The 18,404-nt window shown below is 41.8% G+C and carries 18 protein-coding genes; 16 read left to right on the top strand and 2 right to left on the bottom strand.

What is annotated here, in order from left to right; translation table 11 throughout:
* The first annotated feature begins 79 nt into the window (after positions 1 to 79).
* The 15 genes from EAH55_RS29915 (at position 80) to EAH55_RS29845 (ending at position 14,379) form a co-directional block, all read left to right on the top strand.
* Entirely contained in the window at positions 80 to 934 is an 855-nt protein-coding gene (locus EAH55_RS29915; protein WP_114941591.1) for a UDP-2,3-diacylglucosamine diphosphatase, read from the top strand.
* A gap of 123 nt (positions 935 to 1,057) precedes the next feature.
* Positions 1,058 to 2,050 carry a glycosyltransferase family protein gene (locus EAH55_RS29910; RefSeq protein ID WP_121812921.1) on the top strand — a complete coding sequence of 331 codons (993 nt, stop codon included), beginning with the start codon at positions 1,058 to 1,060 and terminating at the stop codon, positions 2,048 to 2,050.
* 60 nt (positions 2,051 to 2,110) lie between these two features.
* On the top strand, positions 2,111 to 3,097 hold the full coding sequence (locus tag EAH55_RS29905) for a DUF6427 family protein (protein WP_121812920.1): 987 nt from the start codon (positions 2,111 to 2,113) through the stop codon (positions 3,095 to 3,097).
* 99 nt (positions 3,098 to 3,196) lie between these two features.
* Complete coding sequence (purQ, locus tag EAH55_RS29900; protein ID WP_121812919.1) at positions 3,197 to 3,889, top strand: phosphoribosylformylglycinamidine synthase subunit PurQ; 693 nt, start codon at positions 3,197 to 3,199, stop codon at positions 3,887 to 3,889.
* Positions 3,889 to 4,632, top strand: a complete 744-nt coding sequence (locus EAH55_RS29895) for a type III pantothenate kinase (protein WP_121812918.1) — start codon at positions 3,889 to 3,891, stop codon at positions 4,630 to 4,632. Before purQ ends, EAH55_RS29895 begins: the two co-directional genes overlap by 1 nt.
* Positions 4,625 to 5,947: a hypothetical protein gene (locus tag EAH55_RS29890; protein ID WP_114941586.1), complete on the top strand. Its 1,323-nt coding sequence runs from the start codon at positions 4,625 to 4,627 to the stop codon at positions 5,945 to 5,947. The genes EAH55_RS29895 and EAH55_RS29890 overlap by 8 nt, the downstream gene beginning before the upstream one ends.
* Positions 5,948 to 5,956: 9 nt before the next feature.
* A complete protein-coding gene (lptC, locus tag EAH55_RS29885) occupies positions 5,957 to 6,535 on the top strand; it encodes an LPS export ABC transporter periplasmic protein LptC (protein WP_121812917.1) in 579 nt (192 codons plus the stop codon).
* Positions 6,536 to 6,631: 96 nt separating this feature from the next.
* Positions 6,632 to 8,761 (top strand): peptidylprolyl isomerase, encoded by a 2,130-nt coding sequence (locus EAH55_RS29880; RefSeq protein ID WP_121812916.1) that lies wholly within the window; start codon positions 6,632 to 6,634, stop codon positions 8,759 to 8,761.
* Positions 8,762 to 8,924: 163 nt separating this feature from the next.
* Positions 8,925 to 9,440, top strand: a complete 516-nt coding sequence (locus EAH55_RS29875) for a DUF2480 family protein (RefSeq protein WP_121812953.1) — start codon at positions 8,925 to 8,927, stop codon at positions 9,438 to 9,440.
* A gap of 93 nt (positions 9,441 to 9,533) precedes the next feature.
* A complete protein-coding gene (locus EAH55_RS29870; RefSeq protein ID WP_121812915.1) occupies positions 9,534 to 10,328 on the top strand; it encodes a DUF3108 domain-containing protein in 795 nt (264 codons plus the stop codon).
* 10 nt (positions 10,329 to 10,338) lie between these two features.
* Positions 10,339 to 10,902, top strand: coding sequence for a DUF3109 family protein (locus tag EAH55_RS29865; protein WP_121812914.1), 564 nt, complete (start codon positions 10,339 to 10,341; stop codon positions 10,900 to 10,902).
* A 145-nt stretch (positions 10,903 to 11,047) separates the two neighbouring features.
* Positions 11,048 to 12,184, top strand: a complete 1,137-nt coding sequence (gene gmd, locus EAH55_RS29860; protein ID WP_121812913.1) for a GDP-mannose 4,6-dehydratase — start codon at positions 11,048 to 11,050, stop codon at positions 12,182 to 12,184.
* Between the two features lie 27 nt (positions 12,185 to 12,211).
* Positions 12,212 to 13,798 carry a gliding motility protein RemB gene (locus EAH55_RS29855; protein WP_121812912.1) on the top strand — a complete coding sequence of 529 codons (1,587 nt, stop codon included), beginning with the start codon at positions 12,212 to 12,214 and terminating at the stop codon, positions 13,796 to 13,798.
* Between the two features lie 48 nt (positions 13,799 to 13,846).
* Positions 13,847 to 14,065 (top strand): hypothetical protein, encoded by a 219-nt coding sequence (locus EAH55_RS29850; RefSeq protein WP_121812911.1) that lies wholly within the window; start codon positions 13,847 to 13,849, stop codon positions 14,063 to 14,065.
* Positions 14,050 to 14,379: a type II toxin-antitoxin system PemK/MazF family toxin gene (locus tag EAH55_RS29845; RefSeq protein ID WP_114941578.1), complete on the top strand. Its 330-nt coding sequence runs from the start codon at positions 14,050 to 14,052 to the stop codon at positions 14,377 to 14,379. Before EAH55_RS29850 ends, EAH55_RS29845 begins: the two co-directional genes overlap by 16 nt.
* A gap of 23 nt (positions 14,380 to 14,402) precedes the next feature.
* Here the strand turns inward: EAH55_RS29845 and EAH55_RS29840 are convergent, their stop codons facing one another.
* Both EAH55_RS29840 and dxs read right to left on the bottom strand, forming a co-directional pair.
* Positions 14,403 to 14,918 carry an alpha-ketoglutarate-dependent dioxygenase AlkB gene (locus EAH55_RS29840; protein WP_121812910.1) on the bottom strand — a complete coding sequence of 172 codons (516 nt, stop codon included), beginning with the start codon at positions 14,916 to 14,918 and terminating at the stop codon, positions 14,403 to 14,405.
* Between the two features lie 40 nt (positions 14,919 to 14,958).
* Positions 14,959 to 16,890, bottom strand: a complete 1,932-nt coding sequence (gene dxs / locus EAH55_RS29835; protein ID WP_121812909.1) for a 1-deoxy-D-xylulose-5-phosphate synthase — start codon at positions 16,888 to 16,890, stop codon at positions 14,959 to 14,961.
* 211 nt (positions 16,891 to 17,101) lie between these two features.
* On the opposite strand from dxs, the gene EAH55_RS29830 reads away from it, so the two are divergent.
* Positions 17,102 to 18,394: a hypothetical protein gene (locus EAH55_RS29830; protein WP_121812908.1), complete on the top strand. Its 1,293-nt coding sequence runs from the start codon at positions 17,102 to 17,104 to the stop codon at positions 18,392 to 18,394.
* Positions 18,395 to 18,404: the final 10 nt, after the last annotated feature.

Raw genomic sequence — 18,404 nt, 5'->3', positions numbered from 1 at the left:
AATCGTTGCTTTATTAATAACATATTGTTTTTTCCGGCTAACCAAATCATGCCGGCCTGTAAAATAGCCCCTTAATTTAATGGCAAAACGCGAAGTTGATATTGTAGTAATATCTGATGTGCACCTTGGTACTTACGGCTGTCACGCAAAAGAATTGCTTAAATATTTAAAAAGCATCAAGCCCAAAATCCTTATCCTGAACGGCGATATTATTGATATTTGGCAATTTAGTAAATCGTACTGGCCCGAAGCACACATGAAAGTGGTGCGCCGTATCCTTAAGTTTGTTACTGATGGTATCCCGGTTTATTATTTAACCGGCAACCATGACGAAATGCTGCGCAAGTTTACCGATTTTAACATGGGCACTTTTCAGCTGCTTGATAAACTTGTGCTTAATATCGACGGTAAAAAGGCCTGGATTTTTCATGGGGATGTTTTTGACGTTACCATGCAGCACTCTAAGTGGCTGGCCAAATTGGGCGCAGTGGGTTATGATACGCTTATTTTGATTAACAGTTTTGTGAACTGGTTCCTGACAGCTATTGGCAGGCAGAAAATGAGCTTTTCGCAAAAGGTGAAAGCCAGTTTTAAAGAGGCTGTAAAATTCATTAACCAGTTTGAACAAACCGCGGCCGACCTGGCTGTGGATAAAGAATACAGCTATGTAATTTGTGGTCACATTCACCACGCCGAGATCAGGGAAATTACATCAACCCAAAATAACGGTTCGGTACTTTATCTAAACTCGGGCGATTGGGTAGAAAGCCTGAGCGCGTTGGAGTATAACGACGGTAAGTGGGAAGTATTCAGATATAAGCCTGATGATTTCAATACCGATGCGGATGAAGAAGATAAAACCGATTCGGAAGATTTGAACGCCATGCTTGACGTTAAAAACCTGCTGGAGCGTTTTAAGCACGAACACGATTAAATTACACGGCGAAAACATTTTTCTTTACTAAATTAACCCCCTGAATATTGGCGGAGGTAAATCAGCATGTCTGCTACACCTGCACCGCGCAATCATCATCCTTTTTGAAAAGAAATTATTTTAATGAAGATACTGTTTGGTATACAGGGAACAGGTAACGGACATATTAGCCGGGCAAGGGAAATTGTACCCCTGCTGCAACAGTACGGTGAGGTTGACCTGCTGGTGAGCGGCACCGAAGCGGAAGTTTCGTTATCTCAACCCCTGAAATATAAGTTTCATGGCGTAAGTTTTGTATTTGGCACTAATGGTGGCGTAGATAACTGGGCCACCTGGAAAATCATGAACCTTCGTCAGTTTCAGCGCGATTTACGGAGCCTCCCCCTGAAACAGTATGATCTTATCATCAACGATTTTGAACCTGTAAGTGCCTGGGCCTGCAAATTGAGAGGCGTGCCGTCTGTTTCATTAAGCCATCAGTGTTCATTTGTATCGCCCAATACGCCGAGGCCCGAAAAAAAGGACCCTTTTGCGCAGTGGCTTTTAAAAAATTATTCGCCTACCACTTATCATGTGGGGTTCCATTTTGAGCGCTATGATACGTTTATCAATACGCCCGTGATCCGCAGCGAGATCAGGCAGATGGAAACTTCTGATCTGGGGCATTATACCGTTTATTTGCCGGCATATGACGATAAAACCCTGCTGAAGTACCTGAGTACACAAAAAGAGGTTAAATGGCAGGTGTTTTCAAAACGCCAGAAACAAGCCTATCAGTCTGGTAACGTGGAGATATTCCCGGTAAATAATGAGGCTTTCAATAAAAGTTTGGCCAGCTGTACCGGCTTGCTTACCGGCGGTGGTTTTGAAGGCCCTGCCGAAGCGTTGTTTTTGCAGAAAAAGGTAATGATGATACCCATGAAGGGGCAATATGAGCAGCAGTGCAACGCGCTATCGGCCTCTAAACTGGGCGTTCCGGTGGTGAGTGAAATCAATGAAAAATTCACAGGCCATTTAAGTAACTGGATAAACGACAGCAAAAAAATCATCGTTGATTTTCCTGACGAAACAGCCGCTATAGTTGATAAACTGGTAAAGCAATACGCAAGAGTTTAAAGCATTGCAACGTAAGCTGTTTTTCTGCTAATTTTGCAACCGCAAATACGGCCGCATAATATGATCAATCTTTTCCGGAACTATAATCCCCTTAATATTTTATGGCTGGCTATTTTGCTGTTCGTGCTCCGGGTGGGTTATATGGCACAAGTCCCCGAAAAGGTTGAATTTATTTTTGTTGAACCATTTGCCCGGCTGCTGGTCCCGGTAAAATATGAATACGCTTTTTCGCCACTGTTGAATGTGATAATTGCGGGCGGGCTGGTATTCGCGCAAGCATTATTGCTTAATTCGCTCATCAATCACCATAACTTATTGGGCAAACCAACTTTTTTACCAGCGTTAATGTATGTTACGCTTGCCGGTTTGTTTACGCCTTTTTTAACATTAAGTGCGCCGCTTATATGTAATTTTCTGCTTATATGGATGCTGTATAAATTATTCAACCTTTATAAGGGTGAGGATGTTAAATCGGCAACTTATGATGTAGGCATGATCGTAGCGGTGGGCTCGCTTGTGTATTTCCCGTTTATTTATTTGTTTTTAGCTATCTGGGTGGCGCTTATTGTGTACCGGCCGTTTAACTGGCGCGAGTGGGTTATTTCGATACTGGGTTATGTAACCGTATTTTTTTTCCTGGCGGTTATCTATTTCCTGAACGACATGCTGCCCCGGTTTACGCATATCTGGCTGCCCTTAGGTAAAAAGTTTCCGGATCATATCAGCATAAACTCTTATAACTACCTTTTGCTGGCGCCGGTTATTTTGATATTGGTGCTTTGTTTTTTTAAACTGCAACAAAATTTCTTTAAAAGTTACGTACAGATCCGTAAAACATTTCAGTTGTTGTTTTTCATTTTTCTGACTACGGCGCTTTCATTTTATCTTAATTCAGAGTTTCGCCTGAGCCATTTTTTGCTTTGCGTGGTGCCGGCAACGGTGTTTTTTGCCTATTATTTTTTGTATGCAACAAAGCGCTGGTTTTATGAAATACTGTATCTACTGTTGTTTATCAGCATTATTTATTTTCAGTTTAACAAATTTTAACTTTTACATTCGTCCTTATTTCGGTGGTTATGTTAGTTTTGTAGCCTGAAACTATAATAACAAGCTATTTAGGTTCACCCCATTTTAAAAGTAATACTGATGAAGTTTGGAGTAGTTATATTTCCCGGCTCTAATTGTGATGAAGATATCATTTATGTATTAGAAAAGATAATGGGTCAGCAGGTAGTAAGGTTATGGCATAAAGATCATGATCTGCAAGGTGTTGACTTTGTTGTTTTACCCGGTGGTTTTTCATTTGGCGATTACCTGCGTTCAGGCGCTATTTCGCGTTTTTCGCCAATTATGCAGGAGGTGATCCAGTTTGCAGCAAAAGGTGGTTACGTAATGGGGATCTGCAACGGTTTCCAGATCCTGACCGAAGCAGGTTTGTTGCCAGGTGCTTTATTGCACAACACCAACCGCAAATTTATTTGCAGCAACATTTACTTAAAACCACAAACATCACAGTCGCTGCTTACAGCGCAGCTTGATCCTCAGCAACCATTAAGGATCCCGATTGCACATGGTGAAGGTAATTACTTTGCTGATGCCGATGTAATTAAAGCCCTTAATGATAATGACCAGGTAATGTTCAGGTATTGTGATGAGGCCGGTAATATCACTGCCGATTCGAACCCTAACGGCTCATTGGAAAACATAGCTGGTATTACCAACCTAACCAGGAATGTGTTTGGTTTAATGCCACACCCTGAGCGTGCTGCCGATAGCTTGTTAGCCAATGAGGACGGTTTAGCTATTTTTGAATCAATATTATCAATAGTTAGGGCCTGATGACCAGTCTGGTTATCGACATTGGTAATACCCTCATCAAAATCGCGGTTTTTAACCTGGATGTAATGCTTGAGGCGAACCAATATGAATCCATTGACGAGCCAGCTCTTGATGGTTTACTTAGCAAATACAACCCTGTTAAGGCAATTGTATCATCGGTAAAAAAAAGTAAAGAAGCCTGGCAGGCTATACTGGGGCAAAAAATTCCGCTGATTCAATTTAATACATTTATGACCAGCGGAATAAATAACCATTATTTAACCCCCGAAACCCTCGGCCCCGATAGGCTGGCGGCTGTTATAGGCGCGTATCACATGTTCCCGGGGCAAAACAGCCTGGTAATAACCGGAGGGACTGCCATTACTTATGATGGTGTTGATGCCGAAGGGAATTATTTTGGCGGGAGTATATCGCCGGGCTTAAATATGCGTTATAAGGCTTTAAATAATTACACGGCAGGTTTGCCGCTCATTGAGGCCGACGCTGATTTTGATGCGGCATACGGTAACAATACAACAACCGCCATCCGTTCGGGAGTACAAAACGGAATAAAATATGAGCTTACCGGTTTTATTGAAAGTTATAAAACCGTCGGTGAGCAACTGAACATTATATTAAGCGGGGGCGACAGCATTTTTTTTGATACTCTATTGAAAAATAGCATCTTTGCCCGCTACATAAAAATTGAACCGTATTTGGTTTTAAAAGGATTAAACGCAGCTATACAAAAGCATAATGATTAAATATACCCGGTTTTTTATAACACTTTTATTGGCTGTTGCCGCTTTCTCTGTACACGCGCAATCAACGGCAACTTCAAGCTCTCCATATTCACGTTACGGTATTGGCGATATTGATCCTCAACTTATGGGCCAGAATATAGGTATGGGCGGTATAGCTGTTGCTACCAACAAAATAGGTTTTTTTAATAACATCAACGTTATAAACCCGGCATCATACGGCGCCGTTAACCTTACAACTATTGATGTGGGTTTATATGCCAACTTTTTAACACTGAACCAAACAGGAGCGGCAAGTCAAAAAAACAGCAATTTCAGGCTTAATCATATCGCGTTCGCTATTCCTACTTCAAAGCGTTCGGCATTAAGCTTTGGTTTGTTGCCATACAGTGAGCGTGGTTACAACTATAAAAGAACGGTTAATAAAATGGGAAATTCAGGTTCGCCTGCTGATACCAACGTAACCAATTATAGCTACAGCGGCGATGGTAGCTTATCAAAAGCATATTTTGGATATGGTTTTGGTATAGGCAAGCACTTGCTATTAGGTGCAAACGTATCATACATATTTGGTAACATTAAAGATATTGCCACCACCGAAATCCCTAATCTTGCAGGTGCAATAAATTCAAAAATTGAATCGAGCAATGCCATTGGTGGTATCAATTACGATTACGGTTTGCAATATTCATTTGATTTTTCTGAAACAAAACACCTCGTTTTCGGCTATTCGGCTTCGGCGGGTACAAAGCTACATACGCAAAGCAGTTTTGTTGTTAGCCAGTATTTTAATGACGCCAACGGTAACCAGGACATAGCTGCCGATAGTGTGGTGAGTACAACCGGCCCAAAATCAAAACTGAAACTACCGCAGATCAACAGGTTCGGTATCTCTTTTCAAAACGATGGAAAGTTTCTTGTTGGTGCCGATTACTCTATGGGTAAATGGTCCGACTTATCAATTGCCGGTGTAAACCAGGGCTTACAGGATAGCAAAACATTCAACATAGGTGGTTCATATACGCCTAATATCTCAACCATCAGAAACTACCTTGCCACTGTTGATTACCGTTTAGGTGCTCTTTATGATGAAACCTATATGCACATCAATGGCCGTACTATTAAAAGGTATGCCGGTACTATAGGTTTGGGCTTACCGCTTCGCTCAAACAACGGTAGTTACTACAAAATCAACATCGCTGCAGAAGTTGGTCAGCGTGGTTCATTGGTTAACGGTTTGGTTAAAGAAAACTACGTTAACATTCACTTGGGCTTTACGCTTAACGATAAGTGGTTTACCAAGTATAAATTTGACTAATTCGCTGTCATGAGCCGCTCTGCAGTTAACATACCGGTATTATGCCTGTTATTGTTGCCATTGGCGGCTTTCCTGTCCTCGTGCGAAAACGATCTGAAAAAAGTTAGGGAAATATCGGCTAATGAAGTTGATACCGTGGCCCAGCGCACTACCGGGCTCGATGTGATCATGAGCGATTCGACCAAAGTGGAGATCCATCTTACGGCGCCGCTTATGGTTGAGTATCAGATCAAGAAGCCTTATAAAATTATGCCTAAAGGTGTCAAGATCGATTATTATGATCGGGCCACAGGCGATTTTGCGGGAAATATCATTGCCGATACCGGCATTCAGCGGGAGAAGGAAAAGCTCATAGAATTTCACGGCAACGTGGTTGCAACCAATGCCAAAGGCGAAACCTTTAAATCAAAAGAATTATTTTGGGACCAGGTAACCAAACGTGTTTACTCCAATAAACCGGTACAAGCCACCCTTAGCGGAGGCAATGTCATGAACGGTGATACCTTTGAAAGCGATGACAAGCTATTAAATCCTTCCTTTAAAAGTAGTACGGGCATATTTCATGTGGATGAAAAAGCGACACAATAATGACTTTTTTTAACGAAAATTTTGTGTTATAGAATTTTAGTAAAAATTGTATCTTGCGCCCTCTTTAAAAAAGAATAGAATAATTATAAATGTAATATGGGTATAATGGGTTTTTTGCGCGAAAGAATGGGGAAGATTCTCGCATTCTTTATTGGCCTCGCGCTGCTTGCATTTATTGTGAGCGAAGTTGTAAGATCGGGCGGTTCCTTTTTCAGGGACGATAGTAACGAGCTTGCCGTTGTAAACGGCGAAAAAGTGCCCTATGACAAATTCAACGAAAAGCTGGAGCAAAATTCAGCGCAGTTCAAACAGCAGGGACAGAGCATTTCTCCGCAGATAGCAAGCTATTTGCAGGAAACTACCTGGAACCAGTATTTAAGCCAGATGCTAATAGGCAAAGAAATTGAAAAACTTGGCCTTACAGTTGGTGACGACGAAATGAGCGTGATGATTGGCGACAATAATCCCGACCCTCAGATTGCCCGTCAGTTTGCCGATCAGCAAACAGGCCAGTTTGACCGCAGCAAGTACAACCAGTTTAAAGCCTACCTTCAATCAGGTAAAGCCGATCCTGCTCAAAAAGAAGCATGGCATAACTTTGTTGTTGATTTAATTGAAGCTAAAAAAGCAACCAAATACATGACATTGGTTACCAATGGCCTTTATGTAAACTCGCTTGAAGCTACTGATGACTACGAAGCAAAAAACAAGCTGGTTAACTTTAAATATGTATCACTTGATTACGCTTCAATCCCCGACGCTAAAGTTACTTTAACCGATGGAGATTACAGCGCATATTACGATGCTCACAAAGCTCAGTTCAAAACTCCACAGGAGTTAAGGGATTTTGAATACGTTACTTTTAACGCCGCTCCTTCAAAAGAAGATTCAGCTGCAGTTAAACTACAGGCAGAAAAATTAGCGAACGAATTTAAGACAACTAATAACGATTCGCTTTTTGTTCAGATCAATGCCGAAACAAAAGCGCCTTTAGCTTATCAGCGTAAAGGTAGCCTTGATCCTAAACTGGATACAACCATGTTTAGCGCTGCCAAAGGATTCGTATACGGCCCTTACATTGAAAACGGTAGCTACAAAATAGCAAAACTGGTTGACAGCAAAACTACTTTTGACTCAGTTAAAACAAGGCACATCCTGATCGACCTTGCATCTGCAGGTGGCGAGGATAAAGCAAAAGCTAAAGCCGATTCAATCAAAAAATTAATCCAGGGCGGTAAGTCATTTGCCGAATTGGCAACAACTTTCTCTGCCGATAAAGGCAGCGCTGTAAAAGGCGGTGAAATTCCATCATTTGATGCCAATGGCGTTATGGGTGGTGGCCAGGGCGCATTAGTTCCTGAATATTACAATGCTGCTTTCAAAGCAAACAAAGGCGATATCCTTGTTGTAAAATCGCAATTTGGTTACCATGTTATCCAGGTTGAAGATCAAAAAGGTTCTGTAAAACTGGTTAAAGTTGGTGTGGTTGATAAACCTTTAACTGCAAGCAGCAAAACCCAAACTGTAGCTTACAGCAAAGCACAAGCATTTTTAGCTTCGTTAACATCTGATAACTTTGAAGCTGAGGCTAAAAAAGAAGGTTTAAAATCACGTACTGCCGAAGATGTTACCGCTATTGCTTCTGGTTTGCCAGGTTTGGATAACGCCCGTGATGTAGTTAGATGGGCTTACAAAGCCGAAAAAGGCGATATCACTGATAAAGTATTTACTGTAGGTGACCAATATATCGTAACCCGCCTTACCGAGATCAAGCCTAAAGGTACCTTAGCTCTTGAAGCTGTTAAAAAGCAAATTGAGCCAATGGTGCGTAACGAGGTTAAAGCAAAACAACTGAAAGAGAAATTTGATTCGGCCCTTGGTGGTGGCTCTTCTATCGATCAGGTTGCTCAAAAAGTAAACAGTAAAGTAGTTCCGGTTGAAAACATTGTTTTCGCTAACCCGATCATCCCTGGCCAATCTGCAGAATACAAAGTTATTGGTTCTGTATTTGGTTCTGCGGTTAACAAAATTTCAAAACCGGTTGACGGTACTCAAGGTGTTTATGTGTTTGTGGTTAATGGTTTCACTAACCCACCTGCACTTGGTAATGCCGTTAAACAAAAAGAACAAATTGGCCAGGCCTTGTTACAACGTTCACAAGGCTTAGTTCTGGATGCATTAAAAGATAATGCAATTGTAAAAGATAACAGAGCTAAATTTTTCTAAATAAAATTTAAAGTAAATTTGTATCCGGGAGTAGCGTTAAGCCGTTCCCGGATTTTTTGTTTTATATAGTGCCTGTTATTAGGGGCAAATAATTAATATTTAAAATCAAGCTAAGCAGCTTTAGGCTCCACGCATTCGGCTTTTGGCTTTCATGATAAACGGTATGGATATCCAGGAAAACATAGTAAATAAGGTAGCGCAGAGTGGCTTGGTTACCTTAGACCCGGCAGACTTTTATCCTGCAGGGGATCGCGTTATATACGATATAAAAGATAACCTTTTCCACGGCCTTATTTTAAAGGAGAAGGATTTCAGGGACTTTATAAAAGAACATGACTGGGCGCAATACGAGGGCAAGAACGTAGGAATTACCTGCTCTGCCGACGCTATTGTACCTGCATGGGCGTACATGCTGCTTGCTAATCGTATGGCCCCTTACGCCCGTGAAATAGTTTTTGGCGATAAGGAGGTGCTTGAAACTGTACTTTTTGAAAAGGAAATAGCCAAAGCCGATTTTGAACAATACCGCGGGCAACGCATTGTGCTGAAAGGTTGCGGCGATACGGAAGTGCCAACATCTGCTTATGTGGAGATCACTAAGAAGTTAACCGCTGTGGTAAAAAGTCTCATGTTTGGTGAGCCATGCTCAACCGTGCCAATCTATAAGCGTAAGGACTAAGTTTTTAAGCTGCAGTACGCAATAAAAATAGGTTTAAACCATTTATAATAGCAGTTGTCTTATCACCAGTCCCGCAAAAGGGACTATTAATCAATGAAAAAACTGCTGATAAATAAATATTTTTTTACTATACTGCTTTTTATAGTCTGTTGTTCCGGGGTATCTGCCCAGGAGTTGAAGAAGATCAATGAATCGATTTTCAAGGCTGGCGAACAACTGGATTACAAGATGAAGTATGGTTTTTTTACCGCTGCCGAGGCTACCATCAAGGTAGAGGCCAGCGATAAAAAATATAATGATCGCCCAACCTTCCATCTTGTTGCTGAGGGTAAAACCGCGGGCTCTTTCGACCTGTTTTACAAGGTGCGTAACCGTTATGAATCATACGTTGATCAAACAACGCTGATGCCTTATTTTTATACCGAGAACAGGAGGGAAGGCAAATACAGGCATACAGATAATGTTACCTTTGATCAGAAGGATAAAAAGGTAACGGCGAATAAGGGAACATTCGGGTATAAGGGAGAGTCTTTTGATTTTGTATCGGCCTATTATTTCGCCCGGGCTATTGATGTTTCAAAGCTGCACGAGGGTGATACGTTTGATCTGCAATACTTTTTGGAGGATGGCTTTCACAGTATGCAGATAACCTATGTGGGTACCGAAACGGTTGAGTGTTCGCTTGGTAAGTTTAATTGTCTTAAATTTAGCCCAGCAATTATTCCGGGACGTATTTTCCGGAAGAACAGTAAGTTGTACCTTTGGGTAACTAATGATAAAAACAGGATACCGGTAAAAGCCCATGTTGAAGTGCTGATTGGTAGTGTAACGATGGACCTGAAATCGGCATCGGGACTTAAGTATCCGTTAAACCCTATTAAAGATTGATTTTAAAAAGATGATTGAGGTTGGCAATGTGTTACTGCACGAAGATGTAGTAAAGGAAAATTTTGTATGTAACTTAAATAAGTGCAAGGGAGCCTGCTGTCTTGAAGGTGATTCTGGTGCCCCGCTTAATGCCGACGAACTTGATATCCTGAAAGAGATCTACCCTAAAGTGAAACCTTATCTTACTGCAAAAGGCATCAAAACCATTGAGCAGGACGGCGTATATGTAACCGATTTTGAAGGTGATTATACAACTCCTTGTGTTGATACCAATAAAGAGTGCGCTTACGTAATATGGGAAAACGGCATTACCAAATGTGGTATTGAAAAAGCCTATGAAGAAGGTGCCGTTAACTGGAAAAAGCCTATCTCCTGCCATTTATATCCTATCCGTATTACCTCATACCCCGAGTTTGATGTTTTAAACTATGACAGGTGGAATATCTGCAGCCCTGCATGTTCATTTGGCGATGAGTTGAAAGTACGTGTTCACGAATTTTTGAAAGATCCGCTTATCCGTAAATACGGTGCCGATTGGTACCAGGAACTGGAAGATACCGTAGCCGGAATTTAATTGTCCGGTACCTTATTTTAATATCCTTATCAGTCATTTAACAGTAGCATTAATCGCTGCCTGTCTTATATATTAAGCGTTATGGACGTAATTACAATAAAATTGGATATTATTGTATTGCACAATACATGTACGCTATTTATTAATGAAAAAGGCTTTAATAACAGGAATAACGGGGCAGGATGGCGCTTATTTAGCAGAATTTTTGCTGAAAAAGGGTTATGAGGTGCATGGAGTTAAACGCCGCTCGTCATTATTAAATACAGACAGGATTGATCATTTATACCATGATCCGCATGAGCCTAATGTTAAATTCAAGCTGCACTATGGTGATCTTACTGATTCAACTAACCTGATCAGACTGATACAGGAAGTTCAGCCCGACGAAATTTATAATCTTGCCGCCCAAAGCCACGTGAAAGTGAGCTTTGAAACACCCGAATATACTGCTAACGCTGATGGCGTTGGCACTTTACGCATTCTCGAAGCAGTCCGGCTTCTTGATCTTACAAAAAAAACGCGGGTTTACCAGGCTTCCACATCCGAGCTATATGGCCTGGTGCAGGCGGTACCGCAAAGCGAAACTACCCCTTTTTATCCTCGCTCACCGTACGCTGTAGCAAAACTATATGGTTATTGGATTGTAGTTAACTATCGCGAAGCTTATGGCATGTATGCCTGTAACGGGATCCTTTTTAATCATGAAAGCCCGGTACGGGGTGAAACTTTTGTTACCCGTAAAATTACACGTGCGGCATCCAAAATAGCGCTTGGCCTGCAAAATTGCCTGTATGTTGGCAATCTTTCGGCGCAACGTGATTGGGGGCATGCCAAAGATTATGTAGAAGCCATGTGGCTGATGCTGCAGCAGGAAACTGCCGAAGATTTTGTAATAGCGACAGGTGTAACAACCACCGTGCGCGACTTTATCAGGATGGCATTTTTGGAACTGGGTATAGAAGTTGAGTTTAGCGGGAAGGATGAAAACGAACGTGGCGTGATCATTGATATTGATGAGGAACGTGCCACTACGCTTGGATTGAATTTGGATGCCTTGAGATTTGGGCAGACAGTAGTTAAGGTTGATCCCCGTTATTTCAGGCCAACGGAAGTTGATCTGTTAATTGGTGATGCTGCCAAAGCGTATAATAAATTGGGCTGGAAACCTAAATATGACCTGCAGGCGCTGGTAACCGATATGGTACTTGCCGATCTGCATTTGGTAAAAAAAGACGAATACCTGAAAAAAGGCGGTTTTAACACGCTTAATTATTTTGAATAATCAACGACCAAAACATATAACCTACATATGAAGAGAATATTTACAAGCATAATCTTACTGTTTTTGATAAGTGGATTGGCGGAAGCACAGTCCGAATATCAATCTTACAATTACCAGTTTTACCAAAAACTTAATGAGGATGTTTATTCAACCAAAACAAGGGTACATAGTTCACTAAAGCCTTTTATGGTTGACGATTCGCTTTTGAAGGAGCACTACGATTCATTAATGAACCTGAACGGGCTTAAAGGTCGTTTTTTTAACGAGCATCAGATTGATGTGAAAAGCAGCAATTCTACTTTTTACGCCGATCTGTTACCCGATTTTAATGTCAGCCGCGATTTCTCCGGGAAAAAGAATACTAATTTTGGTACGCTGGGCATCCAGTTTGGCGGAACTTTCGGTAAAAACTTTTCCTATAATGTTGCCGGTTATGAAAACCGTGCCGTATTGCCCAATTACCTGCAAACTTACGTTAACCAGGTTGGCATAGCTCCCGGACAGGCGTATGCGGGTATTTATGGTAACGAATACCGTTGGTCATACATCACAGCCAATGTTTCTTATACACCGGTAAAGTTTTTGAACATCAGTGCCGGTCGTGATAAAACCTTTGTTGGCGATGGCTACCGTTCATTGTTATTATCTGATTACGCGTCACCATACCCTTTCTTTAAGCTGACCGCAACACTGGGCAATGTGCGGTATATGGCCATGTGGACTTATTTCGATGATCCGCTTTCCATAAAGGTAGATAATGGCGACAGAAAGAAGTTTGGCGTGTTCCATTACCTGGACTGGAATGTAACCAACAGGTTGTCATTTGGTTTCTTTGACGCCGTGATTTGGGCTGCCAAAGATGATCTGGGCAATAAGCGGGGATTTGATTTTACTTATGTAAACCCGGTGATATTTTTAAGGCCTGTAGAGGCCTCAAATGGTTCGCCGGATAATGCTTTGATTGGTTTTACCGCCAAGTATAAATTAACAGATGGCATTACCGCTTACGGACAGTTTGCGCTTGACGAGTTTGAGTCATCAAGCTTTTTTTCAAGTAAGGGCAGTTCGCGTAATAAATATGGATTTCAGTTGGGTATAAGGGGCGCAAATCTGTTTAATGTTAAAGGTTTAAACTATTTGCTTGAAACAAATAATGTTAAGCCTTATACCTACTCAGAACGTGCTTCAGTGATTAATTACACTGAAAACGGTGAGCCAATCGGGCATCCATGGGGCGCTAATTTTCGGGAGGCTGTAGGCTTGCTAAATTATTCATATAAAAGGTTTGACTTTACAGGGGAGATTGACTATGGCCACTATGGCCTCGATGTTAACGGCCTAAACTATGGTAAGGATCCTTATCAGGGTTATCGGGATCCGGCGAGGCTATATGGTAACTATACAGGACAAGGCTTAACCACCAACATGGTTTATCTTGAAGGAAAAGTGGCTTATTTAATTAACCCTAAATATAACTTGAGGTTTGAACTGGGTGGTTTAATTCGCAGGGATAAAAATGATCAGTTTAATGATAAAACATCTATGCTGACTTTTGGTATCCGCAGTTCATTCCGTGCCATATACAACGATTTGGCAAGTTATAAGGCTCATTGATAGTAATTAGAATTTCGGGATAGACCTTTACTTTTAGTATATTTGATTATGATCAGGACAGTTGTTAAGCCAAGTAATCGTAATATATCAATCAGCTTACCAGAAGAATTTGTTGGCAAGCAGGTAGAGGTTATTGCATTTACCATTGAGGAAGCGGATAATACTGCGGAAAGTATGGACAATATATCTACTCATTTTGCTACTGAGACAGTGTTAGCTAAAAGCTGGTTGACAGCAGACGAAGATGAGGCATGGCAGGATTTGTAAAAGGGGACATCGTAGTTATTCCATTTCCTTTTTCTGATTTATCGGGCAGCAAGAAAAGGCCTGCCTTGGTATTAGCTGACTTGCAGGGTGATGACATTATTTTATGTCAGATAACAAGTCAGCAAAGTAAAGATGCTTATGCTATCGCTATTGATCAGACAGATTTCGCGAGAGGATCTTTACCTGTGGCTTCAAATATTCGTCCTTCGCGTATTTTTACAGCTGATAAAAAGATAATATTACGCACGGCCGGTACATTAAAAAGCGCAAGCTTGATAAAGGTTTCAAATGCAATTGTTAAGCTATTAACATAAAGTATGACCGATTATCACATCGGCTATGCTTTGATTTTTCGAAAAGTAAGGCTTATTCTCCCGTTTTCTGTATCCGAGGACGGAACAGCGTGATGCCATTTTGTTTGAACTTCTTGTGTCATATATATCAGACTACCCGGTGTTAGTTCGTAATTCACAAACTCGTCTTTGTTTTCGATATTGCGAAATCTTAAAGTGCGAGTTTCTCCTACAGAAATTATAGCCACTCCTGTGTTCGGGTATAGAATATCTGTTTGGTCGGAGTGATAACCCATTTTAGCCTTCCCGTCTAAATAATAATTTAAGAGGCAGTTGTTAGCGGTAAAATTAATGAAAGGGGTTAGGCTATCTACAATAGCTTCTAATTGGGGCAGCAACTGTTGGTAAGGATAGCTAATTTGCGAATAGTTATAGGATTCCCCATAGCTGGCCGTTTTACGGGCAGCCATTCGCTCGTCCCAACTGATATTCGTTACCAGGAAATCAAAAAGTTGGACGGGATCGTTGATGAAATTTTCAATATAAAGTATCCCGTCCATATGTCAAAAATGATATGTCCCTATTTTGAGAATGCGAACGTTAAGACGCGATAGTATTCATGCCCCTTTTTTCGGCCATGTTGCGTACCTGCTCGGCTATCCCGTTGGCATTAAAACCACAATCGGCCCAAAGCTCGGGCTGGTCGCCGTGTTCAATGAAGGTATCCGGAATACCCAGGCGTTTTACCTGTATATTGGTGTAACCGTTATCTGCCATAAATTCAAGCACCGCGCTACCCGCGCCACCTTCAATACAGCCATCCTCAACGGTAATTACTTTATTAAACTTGCTGAATACATCGTGTAATAAAGTTTCGTCAAGCGGTTTTACAAACCGGAGATCGTAATGGGCCGGGTTATAACCTTCGGCATTAAGTTCGGTAATTGCTTTAACTACTTCGTTACCGATGGCGCCGATAGAAAGGATTGCCACGTCGTCGCCATCACAAACCTTGCGGCCTTTGCCTACTGGGATTGCTTTAAACGGACGCTGCCAGTCAACCATAACACCGTTGCCACGAGGGTACCTGATCACGAATGGCCCCATGTTTTCCTGCTGGGCAGTGAACATCAGGTTACGAAGTTCTTCCTCATTCATTGGGGCAGACACAACCATGTTTGGTATGCAACGCATGTAAGCCATGTCATAAGCGCCGTGGTGTGTAGCACCGTCAGCGCCGGCAAAACCGGCACGGTCAAGGCAAAATATAACGTTGAGTTTTTGTATAGCTACGTCATGGATCACCTGGTCATAAGCCCGCTGCATAAAGCTGGAGTAAATGTTACAGAACGGAACAAGTCCCTGGGTGGCTAAACCCGCGGAGAAAGTTACGGCATGCTGCTCGGCAATGCCCACGTCAAACGCACGGTTTGGCATAGCCTTCATCATAAGGTTTAATGAACAACCTGAAGGCATGGCCGGAGTGATCCCCATGATCTTTGGGTTTTGCTCAGCCAGTTCAATTATGGTATGCCCAAACACATCCTGGAATTTAGGAGGTTGAGGCTTGTCGTATTTAGTTTTCTTGATTTCGCCGGTAATTTTATCAAACAAACCGGGGGCGTGCCATTTGGTCTGATCTTTTTCGGCAAGGGCATAACCTTTACCTTTTACCGTGATACAATGCAGCAGTTTTGGCCCTGGAATATCGCGCAGGTCTTTCAACACTTTTATCAGGTGGTTTACATCGTGCCCATCGATGGGGCCAAAATACCTGAACTTAAGTGCTTCAAAAAAGTTACTGCGTTTAAGCAGGGTGCCTTTAATGCTTTTTTCAAGCTTTTGAGCGATTTTAAACGCATCAGGGCCAATAGATGATAGTTTGGCCAATACATGCGCAATATCGTCTCTGAAGCGGTTGTATGGCTTTGAGATGGCGATGTCTGTAAGATATTCTTTCAATGCGCCAACGTTAGGATCGATGGCCATGTTATTATCGTTCAGGATCACCAGTAGGTTTGAATTCTCGATACCTGCGTGGTTAAGGGCTTCAAAAGCCATACCCGCAGTCATAGCGCCATCGCCAATTACAGCTACGTGCTGCCTATCGGTTTCACCTTTGTATTGAGAGGCGACAGCCATACCCAGCGCCGCAGATATTGACGTTGATGAGTGGCCTACACCAAATGTATCATATTCACTTTCCGAACGTTTTGGGAAACCGCTGATACCACCGTGAATACGGTTTGTATGAAACTCATCCCGGCGGCCCGTAAGTATTTTATGGCCATAAGCCTGGTGGCCAACGTCCCAAACCAACTGGTCGTAAGGGGTATTAAGCACATATTGTAGAGCTACCGTAAGTTCAACTACACCCAGGCTGGCGGCAAAGTGCCCGCCATTAACGGATACCACGTCAATAATATACTGGCGTAGTTCTTTGCATACCTGTTCAAGCTCATTTTCGTTAAGTAGCTTTAAATCAGATGGATAATTTATTTTTTGTAATAAATTCCCGGCCGGTACCTGCATTGACATTCGTAAGGATATTTAACCTGCAAAATAAGGTAATTATTGTTAAAATAAGGACATATAAATGTATTAATTGTTTTGCGACTGCGCCGAATGCGGTGTAAAGAGCAATAATAGCCTCATGGCTACAGGCTATAAACATTTAGCTCACAGATGCTACCGCAAATTATTATATTTAGCTTTCCTCAAACCATTGACCTTGTTATAATTTATGACTGATACAAATGCCAGCCCGATTTATTGGTCGGCCCCGCAAAAAATAGCTTTTAGGTTTATCCTGCAGCTGTTTACTTTGTACATTATTTTTAATCCAAATGGTGTATTGCCGTACACGGAAGTTATCGCCGAATACTACATTAAACCGTTCCATACGCTGATTCCATGGCTGGCCCAACACGTTTTGCATTTAGGACAACCCATAACCGTTTTTACTAACGGCAGCGGTGATACTACTTACGATTACCTGATCATTTTGTTTATAGCAACTGTTGCAGCAATAGGAACCCTAATATGGTCAATTGCCGACAGGAGGTCCCGGAATTATAATAAGCTGTTTTATTGGTTGTGCGTTATTGTAAGGTATTATGTGGGTATAACCATGCTTAGTTATGGATTTGTAAAGGTTATCAAGCTGCAGTTTCCCTCGCCGTCACCTGGTCGCCTGGTGCAATCAATAGGTAATGCGTCACCTATGGGATTGGCCTGGACATACATGGGATACTCAAGGGGCTTCAATTATTTTACTGGTATAGCTGAGGTAAGCTGCGGGCTATTGCTGTTTTTTCGCAAAACTACCACGCTGGGCGCTGTGTTGGGGCTGGTAGTTGCCGGTAATATTATGGCCATCAATTACTGCTTTGATGTGCCTGTTAAATTATTGTCGACCACACTTGTGCTTATGTCGCTGTTTCTTCTTTCAAAGGATGCCAGTAGGCTTATCAACTTCTTTTTCCTCAATAAGACCGCGCCTCCGTCGGAGATTGAACCACATCGTTTCCGGCTTAAATGGAAAAATGTTACGCTTTCCGTTTTTAAATATATTTTGCTGGTTTATCTGTTGGTGTCAAATATCAATGATGATATCAAAGCAGCCACGCAATACGGCGATGCTGCTGTAAAGCCGCATCTTTATGGCATTTATGATATTCAAACCTATGTGTTAAATAAGGATACTGTTGCTCCCTTAACTACTAACATCAACCGCTGGCGTAAACTGATGGTAGGCGCTTCGGGCCGTGCCATGGTGAAAAAGATGAATGACAGTACGGAAAATTACACTTTTAGATCAGATATTAAAGCGCATACCATAGTGATGTTTACTGATGCCGATACGGTAAATAAATACTACTTTAATTATGCGGAATCCGGCAAAACCAATTTGATTTTGACCGGGAAGTACGGCATTGATTCGCTTCATATCAGCCTTGAAAAATTTGATCTGAATAAGTTCAGGCTGAATAATCGTGGCTTTCACTGGATTAATGAATATCCGTACAACAAGTAAGGGTTTGGTA

This window comes from Mucilaginibacter kameinonensis, from assembly GCF_003675385.1.
Classification (GTDB): Bacteria; Bacteroidota; Bacteroidia; order Sphingobacteriales; family Sphingobacteriaceae; genus Mucilaginibacter; species Mucilaginibacter kameinonensis.
This window is presented reverse-complemented; position numbering and strand designations above follow the sequence as displayed.